The organism is Nostoc sp. C110, from assembly GCF_043099725.1.
Taxonomy (GTDB): domain Bacteria; phylum Cyanobacteriota; class Cyanobacteriia; order Cyanobacteriales; family Nostocaceae; genus Nostoc; species Nostoc muscorum_A.
In genome coordinates, this window is sequence record NZ_CP171148.1 from 6,392,137 (window position 1) to 6,408,315 (window position 16,179).

Annotated in this window: 16 protein-coding genes; 8 read left to right on the forward strand and 8 right to left on the reverse strand. The window is 42.3% G+C overall.

Features of this window, described 5'->3' with window-relative positions:
- Nucleotides 1-128 precede the first annotated feature (128 nt).
- From ACFFRD_RS32430 to murF, 4 genes are all read left to right on the forward strand, one after another.
- Complete coding sequence (locus tag ACFFRD_RS32430) at nt 129-1,049, forward strand: histone deacetylase (RefSeq protein ID WP_114082932.1); 921 nt, start codon at nt 129-131, stop codon at nt 1,047-1,049.
- Nucleotides 1,050-1,506: 457 nt separating this feature from the next.
- Complete coding sequence (locus ACFFRD_RS32435) at nt 1,507-1,644, forward strand: hypothetical protein (protein WP_041566338.1); 138 nt, start codon at nt 1,507-1,509, stop codon at nt 1,642-1,644.
- Nucleotides 1,645-1,823: 179 nt separating this feature from the next.
- A complete protein-coding gene (locus tag ACFFRD_RS32440) occupies nt 1,824-2,270 on the forward strand; it encodes a tellurite resistance TerB family protein (protein WP_392483221.1) in 447 nt (148 codons plus the stop codon).
- Nucleotides 2,271-2,480: 210 nt separating this feature from the next.
- Complete coding sequence (gene murF, locus ACFFRD_RS32445; protein WP_392479929.1) at nt 2,481-3,836, forward strand: UDP-N-acetylmuramoyl-tripeptide--D-alanyl-D-alanine ligase; 1,356 nt, start codon at nt 2,481-2,483, stop codon at nt 3,834-3,836.
- Nucleotides 3,837-3,962: 126 nt separating this feature from the next.
- Here murF and ACFFRD_RS32450 read toward each other — a convergent pair whose 3' ends face one another.
- The 8 genes from ACFFRD_RS32450 to ACFFRD_RS32485 form a co-directional block, all read right to left on the reverse strand.
- On the reverse strand, nt 3,963-5,927 hold the full coding sequence (locus ACFFRD_RS32450) for a bluetail domain-containing putative surface protein (protein WP_392479931.1): 1,965 nt from the start codon (nt 5,925-5,927) through the stop codon (nt 3,963-3,965).
- Nucleotides 5,928-6,274: 347 nt separating this feature from the next.
- Nucleotides 6,275-6,610 (reverse strand): hypothetical protein, encoded by a 336-nt coding sequence (locus ACFFRD_RS32455; protein ID WP_012410531.1) that lies wholly within the window; start codon nt 6,608-6,610, stop codon nt 6,275-6,277.
- A gap of 202 nt (nt 6,611-6,812) precedes the next feature.
- Nucleotides 6,813-7,214, reverse strand: a complete 402-nt coding sequence (locus ACFFRD_RS32460) for a fasciclin domain-containing protein (RefSeq protein WP_012410532.1) — start codon at nt 7,212-7,214, stop codon at nt 6,813-6,815.
- A 219-nt stretch (nt 7,215-7,433) separates the two neighbouring features.
- The gene (gene trmFO, locus ACFFRD_RS32465; protein ID WP_114083002.1) at nt 7,434-8,750 is read right to left on the reverse strand and encodes an FADH(2)-oxidizing methylenetetrahydrofolate--tRNA-(uracil(54)-C(5))-methyltransferase TrmFO; all 1,317 of its coding nucleotides are present in this window, start codon (nt 8,748-8,750) and stop codon (nt 7,434-7,436) included.
- 181 nt (nt 8,751-8,931) lie between these two features.
- Nucleotides 8,932-9,627, reverse strand: a complete 696-nt coding sequence (locus tag ACFFRD_RS32470; protein ID WP_392479935.1) for a Uma2 family endonuclease — start codon at nt 9,625-9,627, stop codon at nt 8,932-8,934.
- A 300-nt stretch (nt 9,628-9,927) separates the two neighbouring features.
- The gene (locus ACFFRD_RS32475; RefSeq protein WP_392479937.1) at nt 9,928-10,752 is read right to left on the reverse strand and encodes an Rpn family recombination-promoting nuclease/putative transposase; all 825 of its coding nucleotides are present in this window, start codon (nt 10,750-10,752) and stop codon (nt 9,928-9,930) included.
- A gap of 131 nt (nt 10,753-10,883) precedes the next feature.
- Entirely contained in the window at nt 10,884-11,654 is a 771-nt protein-coding gene (panB, locus tag ACFFRD_RS32480) for a 3-methyl-2-oxobutanoate hydroxymethyltransferase (protein WP_392479938.1), read from the reverse strand.
- 91 nt (nt 11,655-11,745) lie between these two features.
- Nucleotides 11,746-12,858 carry a two-component regulator propeller domain-containing protein gene (locus ACFFRD_RS32485; protein WP_392479939.1) on the reverse strand — a complete coding sequence of 371 codons (1,113 nt, stop codon included), beginning with the start codon at nt 12,856-12,858 and terminating at the stop codon, nt 11,746-11,748.
- A 596-nt stretch (nt 12,859-13,454) separates the two neighbouring features.
- On the opposite strand from ACFFRD_RS32485, the gene ACFFRD_RS32490 reads away from it, so the two are divergent.
- The 4 genes from ACFFRD_RS32490 (at nt 13,455) to ACFFRD_RS32505 (ending at nt 16,071) form a co-directional block, all read left to right on the forward strand.
- On the forward strand, nt 13,455-13,652 hold the full coding sequence (locus ACFFRD_RS32490; protein ID WP_392479940.1) for a hypothetical protein: 198 nt from the start codon (nt 13,455-13,457) through the stop codon (nt 13,650-13,652).
- Nucleotides 13,653-13,714: 62 nt separating this feature from the next.
- Nucleotides 13,715-15,145: a form I ribulose bisphosphate carboxylase large subunit gene (locus tag ACFFRD_RS32495; RefSeq protein ID WP_163930558.1), complete on the forward strand. Its 1,431-nt coding sequence runs from the start codon at nt 13,715-13,717 to the stop codon at nt 15,143-15,145.
- 132 nt (nt 15,146-15,277) lie between these two features.
- Complete coding sequence (locus ACFFRD_RS32500; RefSeq protein WP_012410538.1) at nt 15,278-15,685, forward strand: RuBisCO chaperone RbcX; 408 nt, start codon at nt 15,278-15,280, stop codon at nt 15,683-15,685.
- 47 nt (nt 15,686-15,732) lie between these two features.
- Entirely contained in the window at nt 15,733-16,071 is a 339-nt protein-coding gene (locus tag ACFFRD_RS32505) for a ribulose bisphosphate carboxylase small subunit (RefSeq protein ID WP_114082924.1), read from the forward strand.
- The last annotated feature ends 108 nt before the right edge of the window (nt 16,072-16,179 follow it).

Consider the following 16,179-nt stretch of genomic DNA (forward strand, 5'->3'; position numbering starts at 1 on the left):
TAATTCCTAGGGGTTGATACCCCCGTTCCCATAAACAGCTTGTTTTGTGTCGGGGGTAAAATTCAGTCACAAAACATAATTACGAATTACGAATTGTTTATTGTCCTGCTGCCGACTTTTTTCGTCCTATGCTGCCAGTCATCTATTCCGACGAATTTTTAGATCACAAGACTGGAAAATACCATCCCGAAAAACCAGAACGTTTAACTGCGATCGCAAATGCCCTAAAAGCAGCTAGATTCACAGATAAAATTGACTGGCGATCGCCTACACCAGTATCAGAACAGCCATCACTGATGTCTATGTTGGTTAAAGCTCATAGCCCAGCCTACATCAAAAAACTTTGGCAAATCGCTTCTAGTGGCGGCGGCCCTTTGGATGGAGATACACCAGTTTCCCCACGCAGTTATGATGTGGCATTGTTGGCAGTCAGTGCATGGCTGGATGGTGTTGAAGCTGTGTTAAAGTCGGCTAATCCAGCTTTTGTATTAGCACGTCCCCCAGGACATCATGCAGAAAGCGATGCTGGGATGGGCTTTTGCCTATTTTCTAATGCTGCGATCGCCGCTTTCTTTGCCCTCGAACAACCCGGAATTAACCGCGTCGCCATTCTCGATTGGGATGTACATCACGGTAATGGTACTCAGGCGATCGTTGAAACTGAAGCACGTATCGCCTACTGTTCCCTACATCAATATCCATGTTATCCCGGTACTGGGAGAGCCACAGAACGCGGCTTTCATAATAATGTATTAAATTTACCAGTACCTCCTGGTAGTGATATTGCAGTATATCAGCCGCTATTTGAAAGGCAAGTCATACCGTTTTTAGCCAACTTTCAAGCGGATTTACTGATTGTGAGTGCTGGTTATGATGCTAATGCCGCCGATCCTCTAGCAAGTATCAATTTGCAGCCAGAAGACTATGCTTTATTTACTAATTATTGTCTAGGCTTAACTCGTAAAATTCTGTTTGGCTTAGAAGGTGGTTACGATTTTGATACTCTTTCTCAATCAGTTGTAGCGACGATTGAATCCTGTTTACTTTAAATTTTCTTGTTTCCCTCATTACCGAACAAAAGTTCACAAAAGTCAAGCAGGCAAAGGTTTCTTGAACTGAAGAGTTGAAGACAAGTCTCTCCCCCTTTTCTTCCTTTCAAGGATAGGTTTTTTAGTATGTCGAAAATAATTGAGAAAATTCTCAACTATTTAACGTAGTTTGGTCGTTTCAGGATTTAAACATCGGTTGAAATAGTTAAAAAATGACCAAATACAAAATACCAGCCTTTTTAAGCCCTTTTCTGCCTTGTTTCTTCTTCATGCCCCATACTTAATGCGCTTTTTTGTCAAGTTCATCAAATCTTCAGAAATAAAAATTTTGAATGGGGTTCTGAAAGAGCTAAAGTTTTGTTAAGATGCAATTGCTAGCAGTTTCTCAGCGAAATACACCTATCAGGGTGTGGAGAAATAAAAAGTACTAGCAGCACAAATTTTCAAAGGTGAAGCAATGACCACCTATATTTTTTTTGGTGAAGCCTTACGGATGTTGACTAATGCCTATTTGATATCAGCAGTACTGTTAATAGCAGCTTCTGGTATAGGTTTAGCGGTAATTGAAACAATAGAAAAGGCAGGAGAACGCTAAATTTACAGATGGCAATTGTAGTTCTTGCTAAAAACCATTGGGTGCAAGTGTTCGCCGTGGATAAATCTTGGGAATACTAAAGCATGAAAGTCTCACAGCGTTACAGTCTTACCTGTAAATCTACCAAACATACAGGTAACTGTAGCGCTATTGAGACTCTAGCCAAGGAGTTACTACAGATGAGTCTATTCAACGCTGTGTTGGGTACAGAAAACCAAACCCAAGCAGCACTCAATTCAGCGGAAGCTTTTGCTGTTATTGTCTTGGCGGCAACAGCTTCAGACGGTTATCTTTCTGTTGAGCAAGCAAATTCTATCACTTTTGTGCTGTCTCGGATGAAACTTTTTACAGGTTATCGTCATGAGATGATGAATAGGCTGTTTGACCAAATATTGGGCATTCTCAAGGGGGATGGTTTTAACGCTTTATTTGATGCAGCAAAAGATTCTCTATCTCAAGACTTGCGGGAAGCAGCCTTTGCAGTAGCCACTGACTTAGTCTTAGCTGAAGGTGTTGTAGCTGAAGAAGAAAAAAGCTTCTTAAACGATCTATCTCAAGCTTTAGGCGTTTCTCGTGAGATAGCACTACAAATCATGCAAGTAATCTTAATTAAAAACCGGGGATAGCAAAATAAAGCATCTGCTTAATTAAACTATATAAATAGCTTCTAAAAAAGGCGTGCCAAAGGACTTAAGCTTCTTTGGCACTATTTTTGGTGTTATTGTGAATAGACTTCAATTTGGGACTTTTTCGAGAAGTCGCAAATCTTGTTGTTCAATGCAGTATTGTGTCATAATTCGATTTTATAATTTTGAACTTTAAATTGTAAATTACTTATGCGTTGTTCTGCCACCCTATCCCAACTGGTTAAAGTTCTTTTAGCCAGTCCAATAAATTTATCTGAAACTGCTTTAACACAAGTAAGTTGCGGTATACAAACAGATAGCCGTACCCTAAAGCCGGGTGAAGTATTTGTCGCTTTGCGAGGCGATAAATTTGATGGACATAAATTTGTGCCAACTGCGATCGCAAAGGGTGCAATAGCTGCAATTGTAGATTTTGAATACGAAAATCCCGGTTTTCCGGTGTTACAGGTAAAAGATACCTTAAAGGCATATCAACAAATTGGCAGATGGTGGCGCGATCGCTTTAATATTCCTGTAATTGGCGTAACAGGTTCTGTGGGTAAAACAACAACCAAAGAATTGATCGCCGCAGTTTTAGGAACTAAGGGACGAGTTCACAAAACTTATGGAAATTACAACAACGAAATTGGTGTCCCAAAAACTCTCCTAGAACTTGGCGCAGAAAATGACTACGCTGTGATTGAAATGGCGATGCGGGGTAGGGGACAAATTGCCGAACTTACACAAATAGCGCGTCCAACAATTGGAGTCATTACCAATGTCGGGACGGCACATATTGAATTACTGGGTTCCGAAGAAGCGATCGCTGAGGCAAAATGTGAGTTATTAGCTGAAATGGCTGCTGATAGTGTGGCAATTCTCAACCACGACAATCCTTTATTAATGGCTACTGCGGCGAAAGTTTGGCAAGGAGAAGTTTTAACTTACGGCTTCTCTGGTGGGGATATCCAAGGGCAGTTAATTGATAACGAAACAGTGGAAGTTGCAGGAATCCAACTACCTCTACCGCTACCTGGTCGTCACAATGCGACTAATTTCTTGGCAGCTTTAGCGGTGGCAAAGGTGTTGGGGATTGATTGGGCAAGTCTTAAAGCAGGTATAGAGGTGGATATGCCTACAGGACGATCGCAGCGATTTACCTTGCCCAATGATGTGATAATCTTAGATGAAACTTATAATGCTGCACCAGAAGCAATGATTGCATCGTTGCAGTTATTAGCAGACACACCCGGAAAGCGGAAGATTGCCGTATTGGGTGCAATGAAAGAATTGGGAGAGCGATCGCAGCAGTTGCACCAGCGAGTGGGAGAAACAGTCCGAAAGTTGAATTTAGACGGCTTGTTGGTTTTGGTAGATGGAGAAGATGCCGAAGCTATGGCTCTTAGTGCCGAAGGTATCCCATCGGAGTGCTTTGCAACTCATGCTGAGTTAGTGGCTAGGTTGAAGACATTTGTGCAAACAGGCGATCGTTTATTGTTCAAAGCCGCCCATTCCGTGGGATTAGATCGGGTTGTCAATCAGTTACGTGCAGAATTTACCCAATGAACCTACCGCTAGAAACCCAACGGTATAACCGATTTTTGACCTGCAAGCGATCACTTTTTCTCATCTCTGGTGATTTATTAGTATGTGCAACCCCCTAATACCAGCAAATTTTTGAAGTAACTAAACTTAGACAATGGCTAAGTTCGTTAAGTTGCCTTTGTAGCCACTAATCTCAATCACGGCATCAGTGAGAGCAGAGAATCCATCAATATTGTCATTAAGTGCTACAAAAGTCCGCTGATGATTGCCTGTACCAAAGGTAAAAGTTGCTGCATCTTTAGCTCTAAAATTATATGCTGTAAATATCTGTTGTACATCTGACAAATTCAGACTTGCAACAGTCCCAAGTGGAACCACATTACCCTCTGAAACTGCATTCAGACTATCAATTTTATCTTCACCGATCTTGAGGTCAGTAATCACATCAAACTTAGATAGCAATGAATCACTCAGGCTGTTAAATACAAATTTATCAGCACCATTACCGCCTGTGAGGATATCACCACCAGCGCCGCCGTTGAGGATGTCATTACCGTTATCACCAACTAGTTTGTCATTTCCAGCTAATCCTAAGAGTTGATCATTGCCGTTTTTGCCAGAAATTTTATCATTGCCAGCATTACCTGTGAGTATGTCTTTACAGTTGCCTCCGTTTAAGGTTTTACCAGGAACATTTGCTTCTGTGGTAGTTTGGCTGATCAGTTGAGAGTTGGCATCATACAGATAACTGGCAACTGCATCAGTAGTGCCATCGCCCTTTTTGTCAATATCTGCGGAAGTTAATTTGCCGTTGGCATCATAGTTGTAAGTGGTAATCTCGTCAGCAAGACCATCATTATTTTTGTCAGCTACCTGTGCAGTGAGTTTGCCGCCAGCATCGTAACTGTAAGCAGTCACCTCATCAATGATGCCATCTTTATTATTGTCAATCTCCTGTGATTTCACCTTGCCGCTAAAATCGTAGATATAACTGCCAACTGCATCAACTACACCATCGTTGTTAAAGTCATAGCTGGCGGATGCGCGTCCATAAGTAAAGGTTGTGGACGAATCAACGATGCCGTCGTTTTTGTAGTCAACGCTTTGGGATGTCAGGTTGCCATTAGCATCATAAGTAGAGGCTTCAGAATAATCAGTGATGCCGTCGTCATCATAGTCTATACGTCTTGATGTCAGGTTGCCTTTAGTATCATAGATATAGGCATAGGCTGTCACCTGATCAACAATGCCGTCCCCATTGCTGTCATAAGTTTCGGATATCAGTTTGCCTTTGGCATCATAAGTATAGACAAAATCAGCAATACCGTCGCTGTTATAGTCAAGACTTTGGGATGTCAGGTTGCCTTTAGCATCATAAGTATAGGTATAAATTTCATTAGCGATGCCATCGCCATCGTTGTCAACGCTAGAGGATGTCTGGTTGCCTTGGGCATCATAAGTAGAATTTGTGACGCTATCAACAATACCATCGCCGTTGTAGTCAGAGCTTAGGGATGTCAATTTGCCGTTGGCATCATAAGTATAATTTGTGATAGTGTTACCGCCGCTGATGCTGTCGTCATAGCGTTCAGATATCAGTTTGCCATTAGCATTATAAGTATAGGTTCCGACAAAATCAACGATGCCGTCGCCATTGTAGTCATAGTTAAAAAATGTCAATTTGCCGTTGGCATCATAAGTATAGCTTCGGACAAAATCAGCGATGCCGTCGCCATTGTAGTCACCTTCAAAAGATATCAACTTGCCGTTAGCGTCATAAGTATAAGTAGTGGTATCAACGATGCCATCGCCGTTGTAGTCAGAGCTTAGGGATGTCAATTTGCCGTTGGGATCATAAGTAAAGGTTTCATAATAAGTAACTATGCCGTCGCCATTGTCGTATGCACGTCTGGATGTCTGGTTGCCGTTGGCATCATAAGTAAAAGTGTTGACAAAATCAGCGATACCATCGCCGTTGTCGTCAGCCGTTATGGATGTCTGGTTATAATCGTAGCTAATAACTGAGTCTGTTGTCCCATCACTGTTTTTGTCTATATTCTCAGATATGACATTGCCATTGGCATCGTAAGTGTAAGTTTTAGTTGAGGTCATTAAACTTCTGTTCCTCTATTAAGATCTTTATGGGTACACTTGAGTACTACATAATGGGTAATCGAAACCCATCTGCAAGTTATAAAATATATTTATACTACATCAATAATCTAAAAGATGACAGGCGATGTCTAATGACAAGGCGAAGAAGCGTCGACACACTGCTTTACCTGATCAGAAGGTGCGATCGCAAGATTGTAATTATTGGCAGACACACTCAAAAAGGGCAAAATTGCCCTATTGGGTGCTATGAAAGAATTGTAAAGAGTGATGTCTAACTACAAACGAAGAGCGATCTATGCACCGGCGAGTTTAAGAAATAGTGGGTTCGCTACTATGTGTAGATTTCAGACGTTGTTGGAAAGGCTAGGGCTGTTACTATAACGTCTTTGATAAAGAATTGCTCCCAAATTAGTCACCAAACACGTGATTGCTAGCCACAGCAAGATGTAAGTAGGAGCCATCACCACGCCAATCATGAACCAAGTATATACGTGCAGGATCATTACAGAAGCGAAAAAGCTAGCAATTCCAGCAGATTGCCATACTTGATGTGATGGGCGACGTAAGGCTACCAGACCCATTGTTAAAATTGTGACAAGCAAGTTTGCTGGGACGAGAAACGCACAAATACTTATGCAGTTACCACGAGAGAACTCTACTAAGGTGTTAAAATCGAGCATTAATGTTGTTGGGATAGATGTTAGCTTTTTAAGAACTTAATTTATTTTAAAATAACTAAATTTACATTAACAGGTGAGTGAGTAATCACATTGCAAACATAACATAAATTAAAATATTGAGTTGCGTTTTGATACTACTCAATAGTTAGTTAATTATAAAGATTTTGGATAAGTAGGGTGGAAAACATCCACCCTAGCTGAATTAACCCGGTAAAATCACGGTATCGATAACGTGTACCACGCCATTATCAGCTTCGATATCTGCTGCTAAAACTGTGGCATTTTTAACTTCAAAACCATCTAAAGAATGAATTTTAATCGGTGAACCTTCCACAGAATTAACCGTGCCGAGTTCTGCCAAATCAGCCTTTAGCAGCTTTCCTGGAACGACATGATACTTTAAAATTCGCGTTAGCTGGGGAATATTCTGTAACAGAGTTTGGATAGTTCCCGGCGGTAATTTGGCAAAAGCATCGTCATTTGGTGCAAAGACAGTGAACGGGCCAGGACTTTTTAATGTTTCTACTAAACCAGCAGCTTGTACAGCCGCCACTAGTGTTTTGAAAGACTCAGCCGTAACAGCAATATCAACAATATCAGCCATACATCTGACCTAAATTTTTGCAAAAGATTTTAAAGGATAATAAACCTATTTGAAGTTTTATTAAATAGGGTGGGGAAAAGAGGCGGGGGAGCAAGGGAGCAGAGGGGCAGGGGAAGCAGGGGAGGTAGGAAGACAAGGGGACAAGAGGTGAGAACTTGAAACAAGTCTTTCTCCTTGTCCCTAATTCTCCTTGTCCCCAAGTCCTCTTCCCAATTCCCATTAATTCCGATTAGCTTTCCAATTTGCTAGATCGGTTAAAGAGCGATCGCGGTAACGTCCGTAACGCTCTTGTTTACTTTTGATTTTCGCACCCAATTCGGGAAAAATACCAAAATTGGGGGGCATTGGTTGGAAATGCTTCGGCGAAGCGGAACTAATAAATTCCAATAATGCACCCATCATTGTTGTTGGTGGTAAAACCAAAGCTTCTTTACCCAAAGCTAGCCGTGCTGCATTAATTCCCGCCAAACAGCCACCCGCAGCCGCAGCAGTGTACCCTTCAGTACCAATCAACTGTCCAGCAGCTAACAACGTTGGGCGTTCTTTAAATTGCAGAGTTGGATGCATTAACTGAGGGGCATTAATAAAAGTGTTACGGTGCATAACTCCCAACCGCACAAACTCAGCTTTTTCCAAACTTGGAATTAGCTGAAATATCCGCTTTTGCTCACCCCAACGCAGATTAGTTTGGAATCCTACCATATTCCACAGTTGACCGGCTTTGTCTTCTTGTCGCAACTGCACCACAGCATAAGGACGTTCCCCAGTGCGAGTATCTGACAATCCTACTGGCTTTAGGGGGCCGTAGCGCATGGTATCTTCCCCACGCTGTGCTAGTTCTTCAATGGGTAAACACGCTTCAAAAAATTTCGCTGTTTCCCGTTCAAAACCTTTTAGTTCTGTTTGTTCAGCTTTACAAAGTTCTTCTCGAAAGTGCAAATACTGCTCTTTATTCATTGGGCAGTTGAGATAAGCAGCTTCACCTTTGTCATAACGTGATGCCATAAAAGCAACGTCACGGTTAATCGATTCTCCCACAATTATCGGACTAGCCGCATCGAAAAAGCTGAGGTATTCCATCCCCGTAAAGCGCTGCAAATCTTCGGCTAATTCGGGGCTGGTTAAAGGCCCAGTTGCCAAAACCACAATCCCTTCAGGAATCGCAGATACTTCACCCCGGCGAAATTCAATTAAAGGATGGCTGGCTAAAGTTTGAGTCAAATCTTGGCCAAATTGTCCCCTGTCTACCGCTAGCGCCCCACCCGCAGGAACGGCGTGTTCATCAGCTTTGGAGATGACAATAGAACCAAGTTGACGTAATTCTTCGTGCAATAATCCCGCCGCGCGATCGCTAGCCATTGCCCCAAAGGAATTACTACAGACTAATTCTGCCAAATGTTCTGTATGATGAGCAGGGCTAAAGCGTTTTGGACGCATTTCATGGAGAATTACCGGTACTCCAGCTTGGGCTATTTGCCACGCTGCCTCTGTCCCAGCTAGTCCACCTCCAATTACTTGTATCGGTTGCTGTTCCATAGTTAAATTTTTAGTTCCTATATCATTAAGTATCCATCAGCATCACAGAAGGAAAATTAAATAAAAAGTCATGCCGACTATATAATCAGCGTAAAACATCGTGGAGCAACAACACCAGATAATCTCTGCTATGGTTGTATTTTCTGTAACCTTCAAAAAATAACTGATTTGGAGTCAACAATTATAAATTATCTGTATCAATTCCCTTTTCTTTGAGTTTAGCTAACAATTCTTGATAGCGATCGCGCTCTTTTTCTAATTCTTGTAAAGCTGCCTCCTTTGCTTGACGTTCTTGTTCCCGCAACTGGTCAATTTCTACGGGACTCAAAAACTTTTGTCCAGAAGGGGAAAAAATTTCCAGTGTCTCCGATGTTAGTTGAAAACGGATTCCCAAACGCGGACTTACCCAGCCATTCATCTCTTCAATGACTTCAAAACTATCCCCAGAACGGAGCAAGCCATTTAAATCGTTTTTTTCTAGATCGTAAATATAATATTCTTCTACACCGTAACGCTGGTAAAACTGCAATTTTTTAGTCATTTCTTTGAGCGTATTACTTGGTGAGAGAATTTCAAATACTACCTGCGGGGGTATATTATCTTCATCCCACTGTAAATACGAACCCCGTTTTCCTTTGGGTCTACCAAAGACTACCAGCGTATCAGGTGCTTGTTTAATATTAGGGCTTCCTTTAACTGGATACCAAAACAAATCTCCGGCGATAAATACATCAGATTGTGATGCAAATAATATTTCTAAATTTGCTTTAATTTTGACAATCCATGCAAATTGTTCTGTATTATCCGCCATTGGTTGCCCGTCACTTTCTGGGTAGATGACTTCGATTGGGGTCTCTGGTGTAACTTGTTGTACCATTGCTGCACCTTCAAGTATGGGGTAGCTGATATTTCTAGTTAAGAAGATACGTAGATGCAAAGCGGCTTGTAGCCAGACATCGCTTGTCTGGACTTATTCATTGAGAAGTGTTTGCTGGACTTGTACAACATCCAAATCTAACACCTGTGCTATTTGTTCTACACTTCAACCTAGTGCTAGCAGTTTAGGTACAGCTTCTAATTTTGCCTCAAAACGACCTTCTTGTTTAGCTTCTTGATAAACCCGTGTTTGCTTCAACTCACTTAACCCAAACATCGCCTCTATCTCCTCTCGACACTATTAATTTAGAGGCTTTTGCTGTACTGCTTGCTGGACTTGTGCAACATCCAAATCTAACGCTTGTGCTATCTGTTCCACACTTAAACCTAGTGCTAGCAGTTTAGGTACAGCTTCTAACTTTGCCTCAAAACGACCTTCTTGTTTACCTTCTTCCTTGCCTTCTTCTTTGCCTTCTTGTTTAGCTTCTTGATAAACCCGTGTTTGCTTCAACTCACTTAACCCAAACATCGCTTCTATCTCCTCTCGACTTATGTTAGGCAATTTATAAACTAGGATTGTCTCTATTAATTCTAGTAATTGTTTTTGTGGAAGTTGTAAATTTACCGCTCGTTTAGTACGGTTAATTAGAACTCTTGCGGTAGTAATAGTTGTATCTTCATTTTCAATTACTAATTTTAGGGTAGCAATACCTATTGGTAGTGATGCAGCTTCGCCTAGTTCATCCAAGTAAATTATACTAATGCGATTGCTGTTGAAGAATTCGTGGCAATCTTGTCGCTCACCAGTATCTATATTCCTTCTGGGATAAATCACCACTCCTCGCCAAGAATTTTTAGATTTATTTTGCCGCAAATAGAGAAATGCTTCCGAAACTAGGCGCAAATAAATATCTGAATCTGGTTGAAATTGAACTTCAAGGAAATAAATCGGATTTTCTTCGTCTTGAGTCGGAAGAAATACACCATCTATTCTAAAGGCAGTTTGTTTGATTTCAACTGAAGAGAATTGATAGGTATTTGCAGTCTCAGGAGGATTGCCAATTAGTTCAAAGAAGATACTGGGAAACTCTTGAAATAGGCGATAAAATATACTATCAGTTTTCACTCTGGATGTTGTAGAACAGTTTTTAACTTCAGCAATTTTATAACGTGCTGCTCTCTGATTGCATAAATTATCCCAGATGAAAAACTAGCTATTTGGCAGCTTTTTGTATTTTTTGATCGTAAATTCCATGCTTATGGAAATTTGCGATCGCGCACTTCCACGGCATAATCTTGTACAGCCTTGGTAATCGTCTCTCGCAAGTTGGTGTAAACCTTGGCGAATGGTGGATGTTTCTCGGCAAGTCCGATTACATCTGAGGTAACTAAAACTTGTCCATCGCAGTGAATTCCTGCACCGATACCAATTGTCGGAATGCTCAGTTTTTGTGTAATCTGCATTGCCAAATCTGCGGGGATATGCTCTAAAACTAGAGAAAATACACCTGCTTGTTCGAGAGCGATCGCTTCTTGTAAAATCCTCTCACTCGCTTCTTGGGTTTTCCCTTGTTGCCGCAAACCGAGTTGGTGTACAGATTGCGGTGTCAAACCGACATGACCCATTACCGGAATTCCGGCTTGTACCAAACGAGCAATAGTTTCTGCGATCGCTGGATAGCCACCCTCCAATTTTACCGCTTGAGCGCCCGTTTCCTTCAGTACCCGCCCAGCTGAGTGCATTGCTTGTTGAAGACTTTCTTGATACGTCAAAAATGGTAAATCTACAACGACTAATGCGCGTTTAACCCCACGGCGCACAGATTTGGCGTGATATATCATCTCATCCAAAGTTATCGGCAGTGTTGTTTCATACCCTAAAACTACTGCCATAGAGTCACCTACAAGGATTAAGTCTACACCAGCTGTATCGATGAGTTGAGCGATCGCATAATCCCAGGCGGTCAACGCGACAATTGAACGTCCCTGTTGTTTCCATTGAATTAATTGCTGGGTAGTGATTGCCATTTTTAATTAGGTGATAGGGGATAAGTGATAGGTATAGGTGATCGGCTAAAAGAATTCAGTCCCCTGTACCCTGTAACCTGTCCCCTAATCCCTACTTAACAGCGCGACTGAAAGCAATATGGGTTTTTGCACTATCCGTTTTGGGCATTAACCAAGCCAGACCTTCACTAGTGCCAATCCATAGTTTATTGCTGATGTCAGGTACAAGGGCAAGAACCCGACTAGAAGGAAGTCCAGCAACTTCTGCATCTAACACAGCGCCTGTATTTGGATTTAATCGTAACAAACCATTGCTAGTTCCAACCCAGACACTACCATCTTTAGCAAAACGTACCGCCGTCACATCACGCCCACGCAGGCGAGTCACAGACCGCAAAACTGCACCAGTTTTTGGGTTAATGACTAGCAAATTATTCGGCATTCCGGCCCAAATTAAGCCTTCTGGACTGATAGCTAAAGCTTGAACAGTCGTCCCTGGTAAATCGGTAATGCGCTTCATAATCGAAGCACTAGCAGTATTTACCCGCACCAATCCATCAAGAGTGCCAACCCACAGTTGACCTTCAGCATCTAAAGTTAGGGTGTTGGCGCTGACACCAGGCAGATTTTTTACTGTTGTCATAATCAAACCTTGGTCAGGACTAATTAGGGCTAAACCACTATCAGTTCCAGTCCACAAATAACCCCGTTTGTCAAGCAACAGTGACAAAACCCGTTTAGAAGGCAAAAATAAATTCTGTGCGGTGATTTCATTCGTGCGAGGGTCTACTCGAACTAGTCCGCCATAACTTCCCACCCACAAGCGTCCTACTTTGTCTTGGGCTAAAGCACCAATGGCAACATTTGGTAAGCTAACACGAGAAATAATCTTGCCAGTTTTAGGATCAATCCGCGATAATCCCCGCCAAGAACCTACCCAAAGATTGCCTGTAACATCTGCCAGTAAGTTACCAACACGATAATCAGTTTCTGGCGAATTTTCTTGCACTCCGCGCTCATCGGGCAAGGATTCTACTCGCGGTGGCGGCGCAGAAGGTGGGTAAGCGGGGGTTAAATCAGATGATTTGATGTCAGGGGTTTTTTGTGCCCATCCCATACCTGGCACAGCTATCAACCCAAACAAGATAGAAGTAATCAATAAACTAGTACGCTTGCAAAATAATACCACGGTGACATTTCCTTTGGAGACAGTACCCATAGTCATTACCTAAACTGGCTTTGGGTTAATTTCAGTGTTCCCCTACCTGGTATTTTTTAAACGTCATCTACAATTTTTCTCAAATTTTATCGGGATTGGGCATTGGGCATTGGGTAGAAAAGGCAGAGGGGCACTTAGCAGGGGGCAAGGGGGAGAATTAAAAATTACCTCTTTCCCTCTTCCCATTCCCCAGTCTCCAAAAGCTTCTTTACAGTTATTTATGACACGTTGTAAAGCATCTGTAATAAAATGTTAAATCTTTATGTAATAACAAAATTAAATATATAAGTTAAAAACTTTCAAAGAATAACTTATCGAATTCTTGATATATTGTGAAATAAGTTACAAATTACGTGGTGTGCAATTTTTATCTTTAAGCTCACCACTCTGCTAAATCTCTGTCAAGTAAATTCTTTTATGGTATCTTTTCCATCAACGGAGAAGATATAGGGAGTGTAAAGACGGGAATGTGTGCTAGTTAGCCAAATCCCCTGAATACCCCGATTTGTAGGGAAATTATCTAAATGCTACCTGCGAAAAGCAGAAGTTTTGGTGAAATTGAGAAGGTTTAGTTGGGTGCGAAGAAGAGGTAAAAAAGAATTTTGATTCGTAGTCAAGAGGAAACAGTAGAAGCGCTAGGTCGTGTGCCCCTAGAAGGGGATAACACTGGTGAGCAGGGCTACCACCGCTACCAAAAGTGTCCGCCGCAAAAAAAAACTGCTAACTTTTGCCAAAGACAACCCCTAACAAAAATTTTTCCTGAATCTTCCTCTCGCTCAAGAGGGGAAATATCTGGGTGAGGGGAAGTTGCACAAAACGTGATTTGATAATTAACAAGAGTGATTTCAGGGAAGGATAAAATATGTCTTACGCTCAAACGAAGACTCAGAGCAAGTCTGGGTATCAAGCCGGGGTTAAAGATTACAGACTAACTTATTACACACCCGATTACACACCAAAAGATACCGATCTTCTAGCTGCGTTCCGCATGACACCCCAGCCTGGTGTTCCTCCCGAAGAAGCAGGTGCGGCTGTAGCGGCTGAGTCTTCCACAGGTACTTGGACAACTGTATGGACAGACTTGCTCACCGACCTCGATCGCTACAAAGGTCGTTGTTATGACATCGAACCAGTTCCCGGCGAAGACAACCAGTACATCTGCTACGTTGCCTATCCTTTGGACTTGTTTGAAGAAGGTTCTGTAACCAACGTATTAACCTCAATTGTAGGTAACGTATTTGGTTTCAAAGCTCTGCGGGCACTACGTCTAGAAGATATTCGCTTTCCAGTAGCTTATATCAAGACCTTCCAAGGGCCTCCTCATGGTATCCAAGTTGAGCGCGACAAGTTAAACAAATACGGTCGTCCTTTGCTGGGTTGTACCATTAAGCCCAAATTGGGTCTTTCCGCTAAGAACTACGGACGCGCTGTATACGAGTGCTTACGCGGTGGTTTGGACTTCACCAAAGACGACGAAAACATCAACTCCGCACCATTCCAAAGATGGCGCGATCGCTTCTTGTTCGTAGCTGAAGCTATCAACAAAGCTCAAGCAGAAACCGGTGAAATCAAAGGTCACTACCTAAACGTCACCGCTCCTACTTGCGAACAAATGTTGCAACGGGCTGAGTACGCTAAAGAACTCAAAATGCCCATCATCATGCATGACTACCTCACCGCAGGTTTCACCGCCAACACCACATTGGCTCGTTGGTGCCGCGACAACGGTATCTTGCTACACATTCACCGTGCTATGCACGCTGTAATTGACCGTCAAAAGAACCACGGTATCCACTTCCGTGTATTGGCTAAAGCCCTACGTTTGTCTGGTGGTGATCACATCCACACCGGCACCGTAGTTGGTAAGTTGGAAGGTGAGCGCGGCATCACAATGGGCTTCGTTGACCTGTTGCGTGAAAACTACATTGAGCAAGACAAGTCTCGTGGTATTTACTTTACCCAAGACTGGGCTTCTCTACCTGGTGTAATGGCAGTTGCTTCTGGTGGTATCCACGTATGGCACATGCCCGCGCTAGTAGAAATCTTTGGTGATGACTCCGTACTACAATTCGGTGGTGGTACTCTGGGACACCCTTGGGGTAATGCTCCTGGTGCTACAGCGAACCGCGTCGCCTTGGAAGCAGTTGTTCAAGCTCGTAACGAAGGCCGTAACTTGGCTCGTGAAGGTAACGATATCATCCGCGAAGCTGCCAAGTGGTCTCCTGAACTGGCTGTTGCTTGCGAACTGTGGAAAGAAATCAAGTTCGAGTTTGAAGCAATGGATACCGTCTGATCTGAGTTAACAGTTAAGAGTTAAGAGTTAGAAGTAGAGACGCGATTAATCGCGTCTGTACAAGAGTTAGGATTTGCATTAATTCATAACTCATAACTCATAACTCATAACTCTTCAGGGCTGGGGTCAAGCATGAATCTTAAGCAAATTGCGAAGGACACAGCCAAAACTCTCCAAAGCTATCTGACTTATCAGGCTCTAAGGACAGTATTGGCACAGCTAGGCGAAACGAATCCTCCATTAGAACTTTGGTTGCATAACTTTTCGTCTGGCAAAATTCAAAATGGTGAGTCATACATTGAGCAACTGCTGAGAGAAAAACCAGATTTGGCTTTGCGAATCATGACTGTCAGAGAACATATTGCGGAAGAAATTGCAGAATTTTTACCGGAAATGGTTCGCACTGGCATTCAGCAAGCCAACATGGAGCAGCGTCGCCAGCATTTAGAACGCATCACACGAATAGACACATCTAACCCCAGTCTGCAACCAGAACAGCAAACAACTTCAGATCAGAATTTGGATAACTTATCCAATTAGTTCGGTCAACCTAGTAGTCAAAAATCGCAACCCATTATCAAAAAGCTATGCAAACTTTACCAAAAGAGCGTCGTTACGAAACCCTTTCTTATCTGCCACCCCTTACTGACGCTCAAATTGCCAAGCAGATTCAGTACATTTTGAATCAAGGTTACATTCCAGCGATCGAGTTCAACGAAACTTCTGAGCCAACAGAATTATATTGGACAATGTGGAAGTTGCCTTTGTTCGGTGCTAAATCCACTCAAGAAGTATTGAGCGAAGTTCAAGGATGCCGTTCTCAATTCAACACCAGCTATATCCGTGTTGTAGGTTTTGACAACATCAAGCAGTGCCAAGTTCTCAGCTTTCTTGTTCACAAACCTAACAAAGCCACCAGATACTAAAGCTAACAAGCTTTAAGTAATCAATTTATCCCCATAGGAGAGGCAGATAATTCTGCCTCTCCTATTTTTTAACTAAAGAGTCATAACAATTCTGGTAAACCTCAGATA

What these genes read in the sequence shown, in the direction of transcription:
- ACFFRD_RS32430 (WP_114082932.1), top strand. Translation starts at nt 129, where the DNA reads ATGCTGCCAGTCATCTATTCCGACGAATTTTTAGATCACAAGACTGGA.
- ACFFRD_RS32435 (WP_041566338.1), top strand. Translation starts at nt 1,507, where the DNA reads ATGACCACCTATATTTTTTTTGGTGAAGCCTTACGGATGTTGACTAAT.
- ACFFRD_RS32440 (WP_392483221.1), top strand. Translation starts at nt 1,824, where the DNA reads ATGAGTCTATTCAACGCTGTGTTGGGTACAGAAAACCAAACCCAAGCA.
- murF (WP_392479929.1), top strand. Translation starts at nt 2,481, where the DNA reads ATGCGTTGTTCTGCCACCCTATCCCAACTGGTTAAAGTTCTTTTAGCC.
- ACFFRD_RS32450 (WP_392479931.1), bottom strand. Translation starts at nt 5,927, where the DNA reads ATGACCTCAACTAAAACTTACACTTACGATGCCAATGGCAATGTCATA.
- ACFFRD_RS32455 (WP_012410531.1), bottom strand. Translation starts at nt 6,610, where the DNA reads ATGCTCGATTTTAACACCTTAGTAGAGTTCTCTCGTGGTAACTGCATA.
- ACFFRD_RS32460 (WP_012410532.1), bottom strand. Translation starts at nt 7,214, where the DNA reads ATGGCTGATATTGTTGATATTGCTGTTACGGCTGAGTCTTTCAAAACA.
- trmFO (WP_114083002.1), bottom strand. Translation starts at nt 8,750, where the DNA reads ATGGAACAGCAACCGATACAAGTAATTGGAGGTGGACTAGCTGGGACA.
- ACFFRD_RS32470 (WP_392479935.1), bottom strand. Translation starts at nt 9,627, where the DNA reads ATGGTACAACAAGTTACACCAGAGACCCCAATCGAAGTCATCTACCCA.
- panB (WP_392479938.1), bottom strand. Translation starts at nt 11,654, where the DNA reads ATGGCAATCACTACCCAGCAATTAATTCAATGGAAACAACAGGGACGT.
- ACFFRD_RS32485 (WP_392479939.1), bottom strand. Translation starts at nt 12,858, where the DNA reads ATGACTATGGGTACTGTCTCCAAAGGAAATGTCACCGTGGTATTATTT.
- ACFFRD_RS32495 (WP_163930558.1), top strand. Translation starts at nt 13,715, where the DNA reads ATGTCTTACGCTCAAACGAAGACTCAGAGCAAGTCTGGGTATCAAGCC.
- ACFFRD_RS32500 (WP_012410538.1), top strand. Translation starts at nt 15,278, where the DNA reads ATGAATCTTAAGCAAATTGCGAAGGACACAGCCAAAACTCTCCAAAGC.
- ACFFRD_RS32505 (WP_114082924.1), top strand. Translation starts at nt 15,733, where the DNA reads ATGCAAACTTTACCAAAAGAGCGTCGTTACGAAACCCTTTCTTATCTG.